Annotated in this window: 16 protein-coding genes; 12 read left to right on the top strand and 4 right to left on the bottom strand. The window is 68.5% G+C overall.

All coding sequences use genetic code 11. The features are described 5' to 3' along the window. The first annotated feature begins 112 nt into the window (after positions 1 to 112). The 9 genes from PW843_29125 (at position 113) to PW843_29085 (ending at position 8395) form a co-directional block, all read left to right on the top strand. On the top strand, positions 113 to 1096 hold the full coding sequence (locus PW843_29125) for a sulfonate ABC transporter substrate-binding protein (protein ID MDE1150632.1): 984 nt from the start codon (positions 113 to 115) through the stop codon (positions 1094 to 1096). Further along, on the top strand, positions 1093 to 2292 hold the full coding sequence (gene ssuD, locus PW843_29120) for an FMNH2-dependent alkanesulfonate monooxygenase (GenBank protein MDE1150631.1): 1200 nt from the start codon (positions 1093 to 1095) through the stop codon (positions 2290 to 2292). Before PW843_29125 ends, ssuD begins: the two co-directional genes overlap by 4 nt. After that, positions 2289 to 3083, top strand: coding sequence for an aliphatic sulfonate ABC transporter permease SsuC (gene ssuC / locus PW843_29115; GenBank protein MDE1150630.1), 795 nt, complete (start codon positions 2289 to 2291; stop codon positions 3081 to 3083). Before ssuD ends, ssuC begins: the two co-directional genes overlap by 4 nt. After that, complete coding sequence (locus PW843_29110; GenBank protein ID MDE1150629.1) at positions 3083 to 3847, top strand: ATP-binding cassette domain-containing protein; 765 nt, start codon at positions 3083 to 3085, stop codon at positions 3845 to 3847. The genes ssuC and PW843_29110 overlap by 1 nt, the downstream gene beginning before the upstream one ends. A 32-nt stretch (positions 3848 to 3879) precedes the next feature. Beyond that, entirely contained in the window at positions 3880 to 4866 is a 987-nt protein-coding gene (locus tag PW843_29105) for an aliphatic sulfonate ABC transporter substrate-binding protein (GenBank protein ID MDE1150628.1), read from the top strand. 4 nt (positions 4867 to 4870) lie between these two features. Beyond that, complete coding sequence (locus tag PW843_29100; protein ID MDE1150627.1) at positions 4871 to 5725, top strand: ABC transporter permease; 855 nt, start codon at positions 4871 to 4873, stop codon at positions 5723 to 5725. Further along, complete coding sequence (locus tag PW843_29095; protein MDE1150626.1) at positions 5725 to 6507, top strand: ABC transporter ATP-binding protein; 783 nt, start codon at positions 5725 to 5727, stop codon at positions 6505 to 6507. The genes PW843_29100 and PW843_29095 overlap by 1 nt, the downstream gene beginning before the upstream one ends. 12 nt (positions 6508 to 6519) lie before the next feature. Further along, positions 6520 to 8037 carry an FAD/NAD(P)-binding protein gene (locus tag PW843_29090; protein MDE1150625.1) on the top strand — a complete coding sequence of 506 codons (1518 nt, stop codon included), beginning with the start codon at positions 6520 to 6522 and terminating at the stop codon, positions 8035 to 8037. A gap of 64 nt (positions 8038 to 8101) precedes the next feature. Then, the gene (locus PW843_29085) at positions 8102 to 8395 is read left to right on the top strand and encodes a hypothetical protein (GenBank protein MDE1150624.1); all 294 of its coding nucleotides are present in this window, start codon (positions 8102 to 8104) and stop codon (positions 8393 to 8395) included. A gap of 94 nt (positions 8396 to 8489) precedes the next feature. On the opposite strand, the gene PW843_29080 is transcribed toward PW843_29085, so the two are convergent. From PW843_29080 to PW843_29070, 3 genes are all read right to left on the bottom strand, one after another. Continuing rightward, a complete protein-coding gene (locus PW843_29080) occupies positions 8490 to 8705 on the bottom strand; it encodes a hypothetical protein (protein MDE1150623.1) in 216 nt (71 codons plus the stop codon). 125 nt (positions 8706 to 8830) lie between these two features. After that, the gene (locus PW843_29075; protein ID MDE1150622.1) at positions 8831 to 9910 is read right to left on the bottom strand and encodes a branched-chain amino acid aminotransferase; all 1080 of its coding nucleotides are present in this window, start codon (positions 9908 to 9910) and stop codon (positions 8831 to 8833) included. Positions 9911 to 10222: 312 nt separating this feature from the next. After that, entirely contained in the window at positions 10223 to 10444 is a 222-nt protein-coding gene (locus PW843_29070; protein ID MDE1150621.1) for a hypothetical protein, read from the bottom strand. A 293-nt stretch (positions 10445 to 10737) separates the two neighbouring features. Here PW843_29070 and PW843_29065 point away from each other — a divergent pair, with 293 nt between their 5' ends. Continuing rightward, a complete protein-coding gene (locus PW843_29065) occupies positions 10738 to 11598 on the top strand; it encodes an alpha/beta hydrolase (GenBank protein MDE1150620.1) in 861 nt (286 codons plus the stop codon). Positions 11599 to 11640: 42 nt separating this feature from the next. Here PW843_29065 and PW843_29060 read toward each other — a convergent pair whose 3' ends face one another. Further along, a complete protein-coding gene (locus tag PW843_29060; protein MDE1150619.1) occupies positions 11641 to 12189 on the bottom strand; it encodes a helix-turn-helix domain containing protein in 549 nt (182 codons plus the stop codon). 163 nt (positions 12190 to 12352) lie between these two features. Between PW843_29060 and PW843_29055 the strand changes: the two genes are divergently transcribed. Beyond that, positions 12353 to 13660, top strand: a complete 1308-nt coding sequence (locus tag PW843_29055; GenBank protein MDE1150618.1) for an HlyD family secretion protein — start codon at positions 12353 to 12355, stop codon at positions 13658 to 13660. Beyond that, positions 13657 to 15207, top strand: coding sequence for an MDR family MFS transporter (locus PW843_29050; protein ID MDE1150617.1), 1551 nt, complete (start codon positions 13657 to 13659; stop codon positions 15205 to 15207). Before PW843_29055 ends, PW843_29050 begins: the two co-directional genes overlap by 4 nt. Positions 15208 to 15212: the final 5 nt, after the last annotated feature.

The raw sequence follows: 15212 nt of genomic DNA, 5'->3' as shown, positions 1-15212 counted from the left end.
CCGTCAATTTAGCATCCTCCCATGACGTAAAATCAAATGCGTCGGCGCATAAACAGCATATTTTTATGTGTGATTTATCGGGCGACACCGATGGATCAGACGGGAGACAGCGATGGGTAAAGCCTTCCCCACCCTTTGCCGGCTGGCCTTGGCCCTGGCTTTGCCCCTGTTCATCTGCCTGGCACCATGGCTGGGGATTGATGCCCATGCCGCGGAAAAGCCGGTACGCATCGGTTATCAGAAGTACGGCACCCTGGTGCTGCTGAAGGAAAGCGGCAAGCTGGACGAACAACTGAAAGCCCAAGGCATCACTGTGGAATGGCGGGAATTCCCCGGCGGCCCGCAATTGCTGGAGGCGCTGAACGTCGGCGCGCTGGATTTCGGCATCGCTGGCGAGGCGCCGCCCATCTTCGCCCAGGCCGCCGGCGCCCCCTTCGTCTATGTCGGTGTCGAACCGCCGGCCCCCAAGGGCGAGGCCATCCTGGTGCCCAAGGACAGCCCCCTGAAGACCGTCGCCGACCTCAAGGGCAAGAAGGTCGCCCTGAACAAAGGCTCCAACGTCCATTACCTGCTGGTGAAGGCATTGGAAGAGGCCGGCTTGAGTTATTCCGACATCCAGCCGACCTACCTGGCCCCGGCCGACGCCCGCGCGGCGTTCGAGCAGGGCAGCGTCGATGCCTGGGTGATCTGGGATCCCTACTACGCCGCCGCGGCCGCCGCCACCCAGGCCCGCGTGCTGGTGGACGGCGTGCGCCCCGATGGCAGCAACCGGGTGGCCAATCATCAGTTCTACCTGGCCGAACGCAGCTTCTATGAGGCCCGGCCGCAGCTGGTGAAGACCATCCTGGCGGCCTTGACGGAGGTCGACGCGGCCTCACGCAACAATCCCAAGGACGTGGCCCAGCGCCTCAGCCCGCAGATCGGCATCCCGGCCCCGGTACTGGAAACCGCCCTGGCCCGCATGGGTTACGGCATCCAGCCCATGACCCCCGACGTGGTCGCCGACCAGCAGAAGATCGCCGACACCTTCCACAAGCTGGGCCTGATCCCCAAGCCCATCAAAGTGTCCGACGCCATTCCGGAATCCAAATCATGAGCATTGAGAACACCCCCGCCACCGAGGCGAACGTCTTCTGGTTCATCCCGACGCATGGCGACGGCCGTTACCTGGGCACGACGCAAGGCGCCCGCGCCGTCACCTTCGATTACCTGAAGCAGATCGCGCAGGCCGCCGACAGCCTGGGCTATTACGGCGTGCTGCTGCCCACCGGGCGCAGTTGCGAGGACAGCTGGGTGGTGGCCTCCGCCCTGGCGCCGCTGACAGAGCGCCTGCGCTTCCTGGTCGCCGTGCGGCCGGGCCTGCAATCACCCACCGTGTCCGCCCGCATGGCGGCCACCCTGGACCGCGTGTCCAACGGCCGCCTGCTGATCAACGTCGTCACCGGCGGCGACCCAGTGGAGAATGCCGGTGACGGCATCTTCCTGTCGCACGCCGAACGCTATGAAGTGACGCGGGAATTCCTGTCGGTCTGGACCCGCCTGGTGGCGGGCGAGACGGTGGACTATGAAGGCAAGCACATCCGGATCGAGGATGGGCGCCTGTTCTTCCCGTCGCAGCAGCGCCCCTATCCGCCGCTGTACTTCGGCGGCTCCTCCCCCGATGCCATCGACGTGGCGGCGGAGACGGTGGACAAGTACCTGACCTGGGGCGAACCCCCGGCGCAAGTGGCGGAAAAGGTCGCGACCGTGCGCGCCGCCGCGGCCGCCAAGGGCCGCAAGGTCAGCTTCGGCATCCGCCTGCACGTCATCGTGCGCGAGACCAATGAGGCCGCGTGGCGCGCGGCGGATGAGCTGATCCAGCACGTGGACGACGCCACCGTCGCCCAGGCGCAGAAGACCTTCGCCCGCATGGACAGCGTCGGCCAGGCCCGCATGCAGGCCCTGCACGGCGGTCGGCGCGACAAGCTGGAGGTCAGCCCCAATTTGTGGGCCGGCGTCGGCCTGGTGCGCGGCGGTGCCGGCACCGCCCTGGTGGGCGATCCGGAAACGGTGGCCCAGCGCATGAAGGAATACATGGCGGTCGGTATCGACAGCTTCATCCTGTCGGGCTATCCGCACCTGGAAGAGGCCTACCGCTTCGCCGAACTGGTGTTCCCGCTGCTGCCGCTGGCCGCGGGCACTGGCCGCGACCGGGGCCCGGCCACCAACCACGGCCCGTTTGGCGAGCGCATCGCCAACACCCTGCCGCCGGCACCCAAGGAGGCCCCCCTGCGCCAGGCCTCCGCATCATGAGCGCCGGCAGGGCCAAGGCCCTTCGGCGCGCCCTGGTCCCCTGGCTGCTGCCCATCGCCCTGCTGGCGGGGTGGGAGGTGGCGGCCAAGGTGGGCTGGCTGTCGGCCCGCGTGCTGCCCGCACCCAGCGACATCGCCGTCGCCTTCTGGACGACCCTGCGTGACGGCAGCCTGCCCCACCATGTCGGCATCAGCGCCGAGCGCGCCTTCCTGGGCCTGGTGATCGGCGGCGGGTTGGGTTTCGCCCTGGGCCTGATCAACGGCGCCCTGCCCCTGGCGGAGGATTTGCTGGACAGCAGTTTGCAGATGCTGCGCAACGTGCCCCACCTAGCCATCATCCCCATGGTCATCCTGTGGTTCGGCATCGGGGAGGAGGCCAAGGTCTTCCTGGTGGCCGTCGGCGTGCTGTTCCCCATGTACCTAAACACATTCCACGGCATCCGCGCGGTGGACCGGGGACTGGTGGAGATGGGGCGGGTCTACGGCCTGGGGCCGGTGGCGCTGTACCTGCGCGTCATCCTGCCCGGCGCCCTGCCCTCCATCCTGGTGGGGCTGCGCTACGCCCTGGGCATCATGTGGCTGACCCTGATCGTGGCGGAGACCATCTCCGCCTCCTCCGGCATCGGGTACATGACCATGAACGCCCGCGAATTCCTGCAAACCGACATGGTGCTGCTGGGCATCATCGTCTACGCGCTGTTGGGCAAGCTGGCGGACATGGCGTCGCGCTGGCTGGAACGCCGCGCGCTGGACTGGAACCCGGCCTTCCGCACCGGATTGGAGGCCGCGTGATGATCCCGCTGCGCGCCGTCACCCCACCTGAGCTTGTTGCCGAAGACCGTCCCATCGGCACCAAGGGCCTGGATCTGGCGTTCGAGGGGGTGACCAAGGCCTTCGGCGACGTCGGCGTGCTGAAGGGCCTGGACCTCACCATCCCGGCCGGCCAGTTCGTGGCCGTGGTCGGCCGCTCCGGCGGCGGCAAGACCACGCTGATGCGCCTGATCGCCGGGCTGGACGCGCCCACCGGCGGCGTCATCCGCATTGACGGCACGCCCCGCCGGGGGCTGCAGCCCGATGTACGCCTGCTGTTCCAGGACGCCCGCCTGCTGCCGTGGCAGCGGGTGTTGAGCAATGTCGGCATCGCCCGCGGTCCCGGCTGGAAGGAACGCGCCCAGGCCCTGCTGGCCGAGGTCGGCTTGGGCGACCGCGCCGGCGACTGGCCCTATGTCCTGTCCGGTGGGCAGAAGCAGCGCGTGGCCCTGGCCCGCGCCTTGGTGACGGAACCGGGCATCCTGTTGCTGGATGAGCCGTTCGGCGCGCTGGACGCCCTGACCCGGGCCGACATGCACCGCCTGCTGACCCGCATCTGGCGCCAGCATGGCTTCACCGCCGTGCTGATCACCCACGACGTGGCCGAGGCCGCAGCCCTGGCCGATCGCGTGATCGTGCTGCGCGACGGGCTGGTGGCCGCCGACATCGCCATCGACATCCCCCGCAGCGCGCGGGCCGGCGGCAGCCTGGCCGACCTGGAACGCCGCATCCTGCAAGCCGTCTGAACAAGCCCCCGGAAGAAGAGGTAGACCCCGCCATGACCGCCAACCGCTTCACCCCCAACCGCCGCACCCTGCTGGCCGGCGGCCTGGCGCTGGGCGCCGCCGCCGCGCTGCGTGCCCCCCGCGTCTTCGCCGCCAAGGCGACGGAGGTGCATCTGGATTATGCGACCTATAGTCCGGTCAGCGCGCTGTTGAAGGACAAGGGCTGGCTGGAGGAGGATCTGAAGGCCGACGGCGTCACCGTGCGCTGGGTGCAGTCGCTGGGCTCCAACAAGGCGCTGGAATTCCTGAACGCCGGCAGCCTGGATTTCGGTTCCACCGCCAGCGCCGCCGCCTTGCTGGGCCGCATCGGTGGCAACCTCATCCATTCCATCTACATCTACGGCCGGTCGGAATGGACCGCCCTGGTGGTGCCGGCCGATAGCCCGGCCAAGACCATCGCCGACCTGAAGGGCAAGCGCATCGCCGTCACCCGCGGCACCGACCCGCACATCTTCCTGGTGCGGGCGCTGGCCACCGCCGGCCTGACCCAGGACGACGTGAAGCTGGTGCTGTTGCAGCATCCCGACGGCAAGCAAGCGCTGCTGCGCGGCGACGTGGACGCCTGGGCCGGGCTGGACCCGCTGATGGCGGCGGCGGAGATCGAGAACAACGCCCGCCTGCTGTACCGCAACCCGGCCTACAACAGCTGGGGCGCCCTGAACGTGCGGGAGGAATTCGCGGCCGAGAACCCCGCCCTGGTGCAGAAGGTGCTGGCGGCGTACGAGAAGGCGCGGACCTACGCCCTGGCCCACCCCGACGCCCTGGCGGCCTCGCTGGTCGCCCTGACCAAGCTGCCGGACGCCGTGGTCGCGCGGCAGTTGCAGCGCACCGACATCAGCCAGGGCCACCTGAAGCCGGCGCAGGCCGAAAGCGTCGTCGCCTCCGGCCTCGCCATGCAGCAGGTGGGATTGATCGAGCCGTCGGTGGACGTACGCAAGGTGGCGGCGGAGCTGGTCGACCCCCGCTTCGCCGTGGGCTGACGCCATGACGGCGATCCAGGACGCGGCCGGCCCGGAAACCGGTGTGCTGGCCATCGCGGCGGCGGGGCCCCGCCCGGCGGTCGCCTGGGCCATCCGCTGGCAGCCGCTGGTGCTGGGCCTGGTTCTGCCGGTGGCGGCGGCCTTCGTTTGGGAAATCGTGGTGCGGGCGGGCCTGGCCACCGGACGCCTGCTGCCCCCGCCCAGCCGGGTGGCCGAGACCCTGTGGAAACTGGCGCGGACGGGGGAGTTGCGGCCCCATGTCGGCGCCACCACCGGCCGGGTGGGCGCCGGTTTCGTCCTGGGCGCCATCGCCGGCATCCTGTCCGGCCTCGCCGCCAGCTATTCCCCCCTGTTCCGCCGCCTGGTGGACCCCACGCTCCAGGGCTTGCGCGCCATCCCCTCCCTGGCGTGGGTGCCGCTGTTCCTACTGTGGCTGGGAATCTTCGAGACGTCGAAGGTGGCGTTGATCGCCGTCGGCGTGTTCTTCCCGGTCTATCTGGGCGTCATGGGCGCCGTGCTGGGCGTGGACCGCAAGATCGTGGAGGTCGGGCGCATCTACCGCCTGTCGGGCCTGGATCTGGCCCGCCGCATCCTGCTGCCCGCCATCCTGCCGGCGCTGGTGGTGGCCTTGCGCACCGGCCTGGGCCTGGGCTGGATGTTCGTGGTGGCCGCCGAATACATGGGCGCGTCGGAGGGCATCGGTTACCTGCTGGTGGATGGCCAGCAGTTGGGCAAGCCCGACCAGATCATCGCCGCCATCCTGGTGTTCGCCCTGCTGGGCAAGGCGGCCGACAGCCTGATCGTGGCGGCCACCGCCCCCTTCCTGCGCTGGCAGGATTCGTACAAGGGCGGCCGGTGATGAGCGTGGCACTGGACATACGCGGCCTGGTCAAGACCTACCCCAACGGCCTGACGGCCCTGGGCGGGGTGGATTTGGGCGTGGCACCGGGTGAAATCCTGGCCATCGTCGGCGGATCCGGTTGCGGCAAAAGCACGCTGCTGCGCCTGATCGCCGGGCTGGAGGCGCCGACCGCCGGCAGCGTACGCGTGGGCGGCGACCTGGTGGGCGGCCCCCACCCGGCCGTGGGCCTGGTGTTCCAGGAGCCGCGCCTGCTGCCCTGGCTCAGCGTCGCCGACAATGTCGGCTTCGGCCTGACATCCCTGCCGGCGGGGGAGCGCGCCGCCCGGGTGGCGGTCGCGCTGGAACGGGTGGGCCTGGCGGCGCACGCGCAATCCTGGCCGCGCGAACTGTCGGGCGGCCAGGCGCAGCGCGCGGCCCTGGCGCGGGCCCTGGTGGCCAAGCCCCAGATTCTGCTGCTGGATGAGCCGTTCTCGGCCCTGGACGCGCTGACCCGCACGGATTTGCAGGACCATCTGCTGGAACTGTGGGCGGAGGATCGCCCCACCCTGGTGCTGGTCACGCATGACATCGAGGAGGCGCTGGTGCTGGCCGACCGGGTGGTCACCCTGCGGCCCCGCCCCGGCCGGGTGGACGATGTGCGGGCCGTGACCATGTCGCGCCCCCGCGACCGCGACAGCCATAATTTCGAAGTGCACAAGCGGCAACTACGTGCCGCCTTGAACCGATCGCTGGCGCCTGACACTCTGCCACCCGACAGTCTGACCGCCGCCGCCTTATAATCGGGTGCCCCCATGCCTTTCGGGACGTCCCCTGGTGATGCCCCCCAACCGCGTACCGCCGCGCGCGTCGTCATTTTGGGCGGCGGGTTCAGCGGCGCCATGACCGCGCTGCACCTGGCCCGCGCCGCCAAGGCGCCGGTGGACATCGACATCGTGGAGCCGCGCCCCCTGCTGGGCGGTGGTGTCGCCTATTCCACCCCCGACCCGCAGCACCGCATCAACGTGCCGGCGGCGCGCATGAGCGCCTTTTCCGACGACATGGGCCATTTCGACCGCTGGGTCCGCCGGCAGGGCATCCTGGCGACCGATCCGCAGGCCCTGGTCAAGGGCGGCCACGCCTTCCCCAGCCGCTTGGAATTCGGCCGCTACCTGGACGGCCTGGTGCGGGAACAGGCGGTGGCGGACGGCCCCGCCCACATCCGCCATGTGCAGCAGCGGGCGATCTCCGTCACCCCCATCCCCCGCGACGCCCCGCCCGGGCAGTCCTACGGCTTCGCCGTGGCGCTGGAAAGCGGTGCGCGCCTGGTGGCCGACATCCTGGTGGTGGCGACCAGCCATCCCCCCCCGGCCCCGCCCGCCCGCCTGACCCAGGCCCTGGGCGACGACCCGCGCCTGATCGTCAACCCCTGGGCGCCGGGCGCGCTGGACAACATTCCGGTCGATGGCCGCGTGCTGGTGATGGGATCCGGCCTGACCATGGCCGACATCGTCGCGACCTTGGGCGACGGGCGGCACCGGGGGCCCATCACCGTCTTCTCCCGCCGCGGGCTGACGCCCCGGGGGCACGCGCTGGACGCCGGCGACCTGATCGGTGATTTCGCCGGCCAGCCGGCCACCACCTCGCTGGAGCTGTTGCGCCGCATCCGGACCGCCGTGGCCGAAGCCAAGGCTGAGGGCAAACCCTGGCAACCGGTGCTGGACGCCGTGCGCCGCGACGCCCGCACGGTATGGCGGGCACTGTCCCTGAACGAGCGGCGCCGCCTGCTGCGCCATCTGCGTCCCTTCTGGGACGTCCACCGCTATCGCATCGCCCCGCAGCCGGAGGCGATGCTGCAGGATCTGGAGGCCCAAGGCCGGCTGGAGGTGCTGGCCGCCAGCCTGGCCGACATCACGCCCGCGCCCGACGGCATCCACGTGACCCTGCGCGCCCGCCGGAACGGCGCCTTTCTGGAACGCACGGTGGACGCGGTGGTGGTGGCGACCGGCCCGGCGCACGATCACCTGATCGACGCCGTCCCCGCCCTGGCCCCCCTGGTCACCGCCGGCCGCCTGTACCCCGACGCCCTGGGCCTGGGCATCGAGGTGGACGAGCAAAGCCGCGCCGTCGATGTGCGCGGTGTGGCGGATGAGACGCTATGGGTGGCCGGCCCGCTGGCGCGCGGCACCTTCGGCGAACTGATGGGCCTGCCCCAGGTGCTGACCCACGCGGAGGACGTGGCCCGCGCCATCGCCCGCCGCTTGCCCGGCCAGCCGGCACCGGAAGTTAAGGGCGCCGCCAGGACCAGGGCTCGCGCGCCGGTGGCCGGTTAATGGCCGGTTTGACCTAGGACCCGCATGGGCCTACATTCAAGGGACACTGGATGGACATCATCTGATGGCGCCCGCGAAAACCATTTTGGAAATCACCGACATCGCCAAATTGGGCGATGCGGCCTTGCAGGCCGGTATCCAGCCCGGGCGACGGGTTCGCGTCTCCATCGAGTACGTCGATGCCGAAGAAGCGCGCCCTGCGACGCTTGACCGCCTTAACAAGAAATTGGATTTGGATCCGTTACCTGACGAGTTCGCGCACATGTCCGATCAGGAGATCATGGACTATGCGGCACGGATGACTGACGAAGCCCGCGCACAGCAGCCGGACAACCATGCGCGTCATCATCGACTGTAACGTCGTCGTGTCCGCAGCCCTGCGCAGCAACACCTGCCAGCGTGTCATTGCCGAGGCAATGAACAACCACACGATTTTACTAACCGCTGAAATCCTATCCGAATATCTCCGGGTGGCTGGCTACCGTAAGTTTCCGGCGCCCGTGCAAAACCGCATCCGCACGCTGGCGGATGACATGGCGGCACTGGCGACGCACATCCCCATATTCGGTGCGATACCCGATATAGAAGAGATGCCCGACACCAAAGACGTGATGTACATCGTTGCCGCCCACGTCGGTCAAGCCGATGCGATCATCACCGGCAACCATCGCGACTTCACGGCGCCCCGTTATGGCAGCGCGCGGGGTATTGTCAGCTACCGAGTTTCTGGCACTGACCGGCGCAATCTGAGTCCCCGGCGCCAACGTGGCGCCGGGGCACTTTCTTCAAGATATCACGGAACGCGGCGCACCCAGTTGTCCACCAGGGCCGGCACGCTGCCGCGCTGCATGCCCACCAGGCGTTCGCGCAGATCGGCGGTGGTGGAGCCCCCCTCACCGTTGCCGATGACGAAGTCGCCCTCGGCCGTGCGCACGGTGCCGATGGGGGCCAGCACGGCGGCGGTGCCGCAGGCGAACACCTCACGCACCCGGCCACTGGCCGCGTCGGCCTTCCACTGGTCCAGCGCGTAGGGCTTTTCCACCACGGTGCGGCCCAGCGAGCGGGCCAGGGCGATGATGCTGTCGCGGGTGATGCCGGGCAGGATGGTGCCGCTGAGCGGCGGGGTCATCAGGCTGCCGTCGTCCAGGACGAAGAAGACGTTCATGCCGCCCAGTTCCTCGATCCAGCGATGCTCCGCCGCGTCCAGGAACACTACCTGGTCGCAGCCCTGCTTGCTGGCCTCCAGCTGGGCGATCAGGCTGGCGGCGTAGTTGCCGCCGCACTTGGCCGCACCGGTGCCGCCGGGGGCTGCACGGGTATAGCTGTCGGACGCCCAGACGGTGATGGCCTTGGCCCCGCCCTTGAAATAGGCGCCCACCGGGCTGGCGATGACGCAGAAGATGTATTCCGACGCCGGCCGCACACCCAGGAAAGCCTCGGTCGCGAACATGAAGGGGCGCAGGTACAGGCTGCCCTCACCGCCGGGGATCCAGTCGGCGTCGATGCGCACCAGCCTTTCCACCGCCTCCATGAACAGATCCTCGGGGATCTGCGGCATGGCCATGCGTTCCGCCGACTGGCGGAAACGGCGGGCGTTTTCCTCAGGCCGGAACAGGGTGGCGCCGCCGTCGGCCGCGCGGTAGGCCTTCATGCCCTCGAAGATTTCCTGGGCGTAATGCAGCACCGCGCTGGCCGGGTCGATGGAGAACGGCACCCGCTTGGTCACCTTGGCATCGTGCCAGCCCTGGCCCTCGGTCCAGCGGATGGTGACCATGTGGTCGGTGAATACCTTGCCGAAGCCCGGGTTTTCCAGCAGGCGCGCCCGCGTGGCGTCATCGGTCGGGGTGGCGGTGCGGTCTATCGTGAACGTCATGATCTCAAGCCTTCGTGTCCCTGGGCCCGGGGCCCTGCCCCTCGGCCTATTCCTTGGCCGGTAACCTAACCCATCAGCCGGTCCGATACGGTCATCGATTTTTCGGTTTGGTGGTAACGGCGGATTTTCAGACCTGCCGCGCGGGCGGATCAGACCGAAGTTAAACCATTCCCGCCGCACCCTTGGCACGACCGAAAAGATCGGGGGCGTAAAATAGATGGATTGTTGCCGCTGTCGGGCGGGCGCGGGCGCGGGGCTTCAGAATTTCGGCCCGAAATCGACCGGAACGAACCGGCGCCGGGGACGGCCCTTTCAGGCGTTGTCCTGTTCCGCCATGCGGCGTCCACGGCGATGGTCCACCGGCGTGGCCAGGCGCAGCAGGTGGCGCTTGTGCTGGACCGAGGCGATGGTGCGGCCCAGGGCGCGGGCGATCTGTGGATCCGTCATGCCGTCGGCGTTCATCGACACCAGGCGGGCCAGGCTTTCCTCATCCCAGAAACGGGGCTGGTCCAACACTTTCGTGGCACTGCGCATGTCTTCACCCTACCAATTCAGAATCGGCCATAAGATTTTGACAAGATGAATAAAGTCAAAGACCGGCCGCATCCGGAAGGCGGTCTGTGGACCGCCCCGGTGGCAATGAGGATTTCAGATATCGACGTGGGGGCGATGATGAGGCCAGGCGCCCGGCCTTGGCTAGGAAAAGGGTGCGAAGGCTGAAAAGGCCGCCTGCGAACTTTGTAAAGCCACAAGGGCGCTGTTGCCAAAGCGGGCATCCGCCGGGACAATCACCGGGCGTCCGTAGCCAAGAAGGAAAACCGCCCCCGATGAACGGACCCGTCTCCCGCTTCTATTTCGCCGACCGCCTGCGCCTGCACTATGTGGAATGGGGGCGGGAGGACAAGCCCACCCTGCTGTTGGTCCATGGCGGGCGCGACCATTGCCGCAGCTGGGACTGGGTGGCGCACGCGCTGCAAGGGGATTTCCACATCCTGGCACCCGACCTGCGCGGCCATGGCGATTCCGCCTGGTCGCAGGGCGGCGGCTACACCCTGGCCGACGTGGTCGCCGACCTGGTGCAGTTGCTGCGCCAGCGCGCCGGGCGCAAGGTCGCCATCCTCAGCCATTCCTACGGCGGGGCCGCCAGCCTGTTCCTGGCCGGCCTCTATCCCGACCTGGTGGACCGGCTGGCGGTGATCGAGGGCACGTGGCCCTGGCAGGAACTGGCCAAACAGGCCCCCATGGCCGAACGCTTCCGGTCATGGGTCAGCCAGGTGCACGAGCTGTCCACCCGAGGGCCCCGCAAATACGCCAACCTGGAGGAGGCCGTGGCCCGCATGCGGGCGGAGAACGGTTTCCTGTCGGAGGAGCAGGCCCACCATCTGACCGTCCACGGCCTGCACCAGAATGAAGACGGCACCTTCAGCTGGAAGTTCGACAACTACACCCGCACCGCCTTCCCCTTCCGCATCAGCCTGGAGGAACTGAAGGAGCTGTGGGCCGGCATCCAGTGCCCCACCCTGCTGATCAACGGCGCCAAAAGCTGGGTGCAAGACCCTGTGCAGAACGGTGCCGCCGCCCTGTTCACCCAGGGGCGAACGGCCATGATCCAGGAGGCCGGGCACTGGCCCCACCACGACCGGCTGGACGACTTCCTGGCTGTGGTGCGGCCCTTCCTGAAGGGCTGACAAGCCTAGCCGGCGGATGCCGGCGCCCGGCGCCTGAGAGCGTCAACGAATGGGCCGCAGGCCATCGGTCAGCAGCACCAGCGCGTCGGCGATGACCTGGTCCTGCACCTCTGGCGCCTGGCGCGTGGCGGCGCCCACCAGCATCTTGGCCGCGCGGTGCATGTCCGCCACCGACAGGTCGGCGCGCACCACGCCCGCCGCCTGCGCCGCCGCCAGCGGAACGGCGAACACGGCGTCCAGCCGCGCGCGCAAGCCGTCGATCAGCCGCTGGCCGTGGACCTCCGCCTCCAGGCTGGCGATCAGCGGGCCGTGCAGCAGCGCCTGGCGCGCCACCCGGTGCAGGAAGGGATAAAAGAAGGCGGCGGCATCATGGCGCACCTCCTCCACCTCCCGCGCCAGGGCGTCCAGCTGGCGTTCGAAGACGGCGATGGCCAAGGCCGCGCGGTCGGCGAAGTTGCGGTAGAGCGTCGCCCGGCCGACCCCCGCCTGGTTGGCGATGGCCTCCAGCGGCACATGGTATCCGTCGCGGCGGAACAGCGCCGCCGCCGCCGTGATCAGCTTTTCCCTACGGTCCTGAGCATCCCGCCGCACGCGGCATTCCTCCGGCTGTGGCACCTCAACGGGGCGTGGAGGGATAACGCCGCGACACGGCATTTGGTTGCATCGCCAGCAAAAATAAGCACATACGCGATTGTCACGGAACAACTGGACAGCGGCGTCCGTTTACAGCGGCCCACCAGCCAAGGTTCCGTACATGAGCGACCGCGACGACCGCCCTGATGAGAAGGAGCCGGACAAAAAGGAGTCCGGTGATGGCAAGAAGGACGAGAAAAAAGACAAGCCGTCGCCGCTGGCCAACCCGCGGGTACGCATCGGCCTGATCATCGCGGCGATCGTGGTCGCCGCCCTGTTGATCGCCTGGGGCGTCTATTACTGGACCACCGGCCAGTATGAGCAGGAGACCAACGACGCCTATCTGCAGGCCGACGTGGTCACCATCTCGCCCAAGGTGGCGGGTTATGTGGAACAGGTGCTGGTGCAGGACAACCAGCTGGTGGAACCGGGCCAGGCGCTGGCCAAGATCGATGAGCGCGAGCCCCGGGCCAAGCACGACCAGGCGCTGGCCCAGAGGGAACAGGGCCGCGCCGCCATCGCCGAATACCAGGCGCAAATCCGCCGGCAGGAGGCGGAGATCACCCGTGCCAAAGCGCAATTGCTGGGCGCCCAGGCCACCGCCCTCTATGCCCAGCGCCAGGTGGACCGCTATACACCACTGGCCGCCAGCGGCGCACAAACGGCGGAACAGCTGGACCAGATGCGCCAGAGCCGCGACCAGGCCCGGGCCGAGGCCGTGGCGGATGAGGCCGCGGTGGAAAGCGCCCAGCGCCAGATCGACGTGCTGAACGCGCAAATCCAAAGCGCCCAGGCCCAGGTGAACCAAGCACAGGCGCAGGTCAACCAGGCGGACGTGGACCTGCAATCCACCCTGGTGGTCAGCAGCATCCGCGGCCGGGTGGGCGACCGGACCGTGCGGGTGGGCCAGTACGTGCAGACCGGCACCCGCCTGATGTCCATCGTGCCGGTTGAGGGCGTCTACCTGGTCGCCAACTACAAGGAAACGCAGATCGGCCTGATGCGCATCGGCCAGCCGGCGATAATCACCGTGGATGCCGTCAGCGGCGGTGAGTTCCACGGCACGGTGGAAAGCTTCGCCCCCGGCACCGGCGCGCAGTTCGCCCTGTTGCCGCCGCAGAACGCCACCGGCAACTTCACCAAGATCGTGCAGCGCGTGCCCGTGCGCATCCACATCGAGGCGGGACCGGAGGCACGCAAGGTGCTGGTGCCCGGGCTGTCGGTCATCGTCACCGTCGATACCATCGGCGCCAAGCAGGAAGACAAGCGCATCCGCGAGGAGGCGAAACGGACGGAGGAACGCCGCAACCGCGAGCATGACGACGCCGTGCAGCGCAACCGCGACGCCGAAAAGCAGGACAAACCCTTGAACGGCGCCGGTCAAGGCGGTGCACCCAATGGCGATGAGCGCAACGGGGGTGGCAATTGAGCGGTGGGGCCAAAGCGGAGAACGGTGCCTGGCTGGCGGTGGCCGCCGGCACCATCGGCGCCCTGATGGCGACGTTGGACGTGTCCATCGTCAACGCGGCCTTGCCCCTGATCCAGGGTGAGGTCGGCGCCAGCGGCAGCGAGGGCACCTGGATTTCCACCGCCTACCTGGTGGCGGAGATCGTGATGATCGCGCTGGCCGGCTGGTTCGTGCGCATGATCGGCCTGCGTACCTTCCTGCTGATCGTCACCAGCGGCTTCGTGCTGTCGTCGATGATGTGCGGCATCGCCGGCAATCTGGGACAGATGATCATCGGCCGGGTGGGCCAGGGCCTGACCGGCGGCGCCATGATCCCCACGGCACTCACCATCGTGTCCACCCGCCTGCCGCCGGAGAAGCAGCCCATCGGCGTCGCCATGTTCGGCGCCACCGCCGTTTTGGGGCCGGTGCTGGGGCCGGTGATCGGCGGTTACCTGGCGGAAAACGCCAGCTGGCACTACGCCTTTTTCCTGAACCTGCCCATCGGCGTCGGCCTCTTGGGCCTGCTGACCCTGGGCCTGCCGTCGGACAAGGGCGACTGGGGGCAACTGGCCCGCGCCGACTGGCTGGGCATCGCGGGATTGACCCTGGGCCTGGGCTGCCTGACCACCCTGCTGGAGGAAGGGCAGCGCGAGCGCTGGTTCGAATCCGACATGATCAACAGCCTGACGGCCGTGTCCATCGTGGGCTTCCTGCTGCTGATCGCCGGGCAGTTGCTGGCGCGCGAGCCGGTGATCCAGTTGCGCATCCTGTTCAACCGCAGCTTCGCCAGCGTCTTCATGATGAGCCTGGTGGTGGGCGGCGCGCTCTATGGCCTGCTGTACCTGATCCCGCAGTACCTGAACGCCGTGCCCGGCTACAACCCGGAACAGGCGGGCTACATCGCCATGATCAGCGGCATCCCCACCCTGATGCTGATGCCGCTATTCCCCCTGGCGGTCAAACGCATCGACGTGCGCCTGGCGGTGGCGACGGGGCTGGGCTTTTACGGCCTCAGCTGCATGCTGAACTCCCACCTGACGCCGGAGGTGGCGGGGCCGGAACTGGTGGGGCCGCAGTTGCTGCGCGGCGTAGGGCAGTTCTTTTCCATGTTGTTCCTGAACCAGGCGGCCACCGCGTCGGTGGCCAAGGAACTGGCGGAGGACGCGTCCGGCCTGTTCAACGCCGCCCGCAATTTGGGCGGATCCTTCGCCCTGGCCGTGGTGTCCACCCTGCTGGACCAGCGCACCACCCTGCATGTGGACCGCATCGGGTCCAGCATCACCGCCAACTCCCCCGACGGGCAGAACTACCTGGGGGCACTGTCGCAACAACTGGCGGCGCGCAACCCGGACGGCGGCCCTCTGCAAGGCCTGGCGGCGTTTTCCCAGCAGGTGACATTGCAGGCCACGGTGATGACCTACAGCGACCTGTTCTGGCTGTTCGGCATGATCCTGTTCGGCTGCATTCCCCTGGTCCTGCTGATGCGCCCCCTGCCCAAGGGCGGCGCGCCCGGAGGTGCGGCATGAAGCCG

Source organism: Azospirillaceae bacterium (assembly GCA_028283825.1).
Taxonomy (GTDB): domain Bacteria; phylum Pseudomonadota; class Alphaproteobacteria; order Azospirillales; family Azospirillaceae; genus Nitrospirillum.
The sequence above is the reverse complement of the archived record's forward strand: the minus strand, read 5'-3'. Positions and strand labels throughout refer to the sequence as shown.

Bases quoted from the DNA above. Each gene is read 5' to 3' on its own strand.
- PW843_29125 (MDE1150632.1), top strand. From the start codon at position 113: ATGGGTAAAGCCTTCCCCACCCTTTGCCGGCTGGCCTTGGCCCTGGCT.
- ssuD (MDE1150631.1), top strand. From the start codon at position 1,093: ATGAGCATTGAGAACACCCCCGCCACCGAGGCGAACGTCTTCTGGTTC.
- ssuC (MDE1150630.1), top strand. From the start codon at position 2,289: ATGAGCGCCGGCAGGGCCAAGGCCCTTCGGCGCGCCCTGGTCCCCTGG.
- PW843_29110 (MDE1150629.1), top strand. From the start codon at position 3,083: ATGATCCCGCTGCGCGCCGTCACCCCACCTGAGCTTGTTGCCGAAGAC.
- PW843_29105 (MDE1150628.1), top strand. From the start codon at position 3,880: ATGACCGCCAACCGCTTCACCCCCAACCGCCGCACCCTGCTGGCCGGC.
- PW843_29100 (MDE1150627.1), top strand. From the start codon at position 4,871: ATGACGGCGATCCAGGACGCGGCCGGCCCGGAAACCGGTGTGCTGGCC.
- PW843_29095 (MDE1150626.1), top strand. From the start codon at position 5,725: ATGAGCGTGGCACTGGACATACGCGGCCTGGTCAAGACCTACCCCAAC.
- PW843_29090 (MDE1150625.1), top strand. From the start codon at position 6,520: ATGCCTTTCGGGACGTCCCCTGGTGATGCCCCCCAACCGCGTACCGCC.
- PW843_29085 (MDE1150624.1), top strand. From the start codon at position 8,102: ATGGCGCCCGCGAAAACCATTTTGGAAATCACCGACATCGCCAAATTG.
- PW843_29080 (MDE1150623.1), bottom strand. From the start codon at position 8,705: ATGGTTGCCGGTGATGATCGCATCGGCTTGACCGACGTGGGCGGCAAC.
- PW843_29075 (MDE1150622.1), bottom strand. From the start codon at position 9,910: ATGACGTTCACGATAGACCGCACCGCCACCCCGACCGATGACGCCACG.
- PW843_29070 (MDE1150621.1), bottom strand. From the start codon at position 10,444: ATGCGCAGTGCCACGAAAGTGTTGGACCAGCCCCGTTTCTGGGATGAG.
- PW843_29065 (MDE1150620.1), top strand. From the start codon at position 10,738: ATGAACGGACCCGTCTCCCGCTTCTATTTCGCCGACCGCCTGCGCCTG.
- PW843_29055 (MDE1150618.1), top strand. From the start codon at position 12,353: ATGAGCGACCGCGACGACCGCCCTGATGAGAAGGAGCCGGACAAAAAG.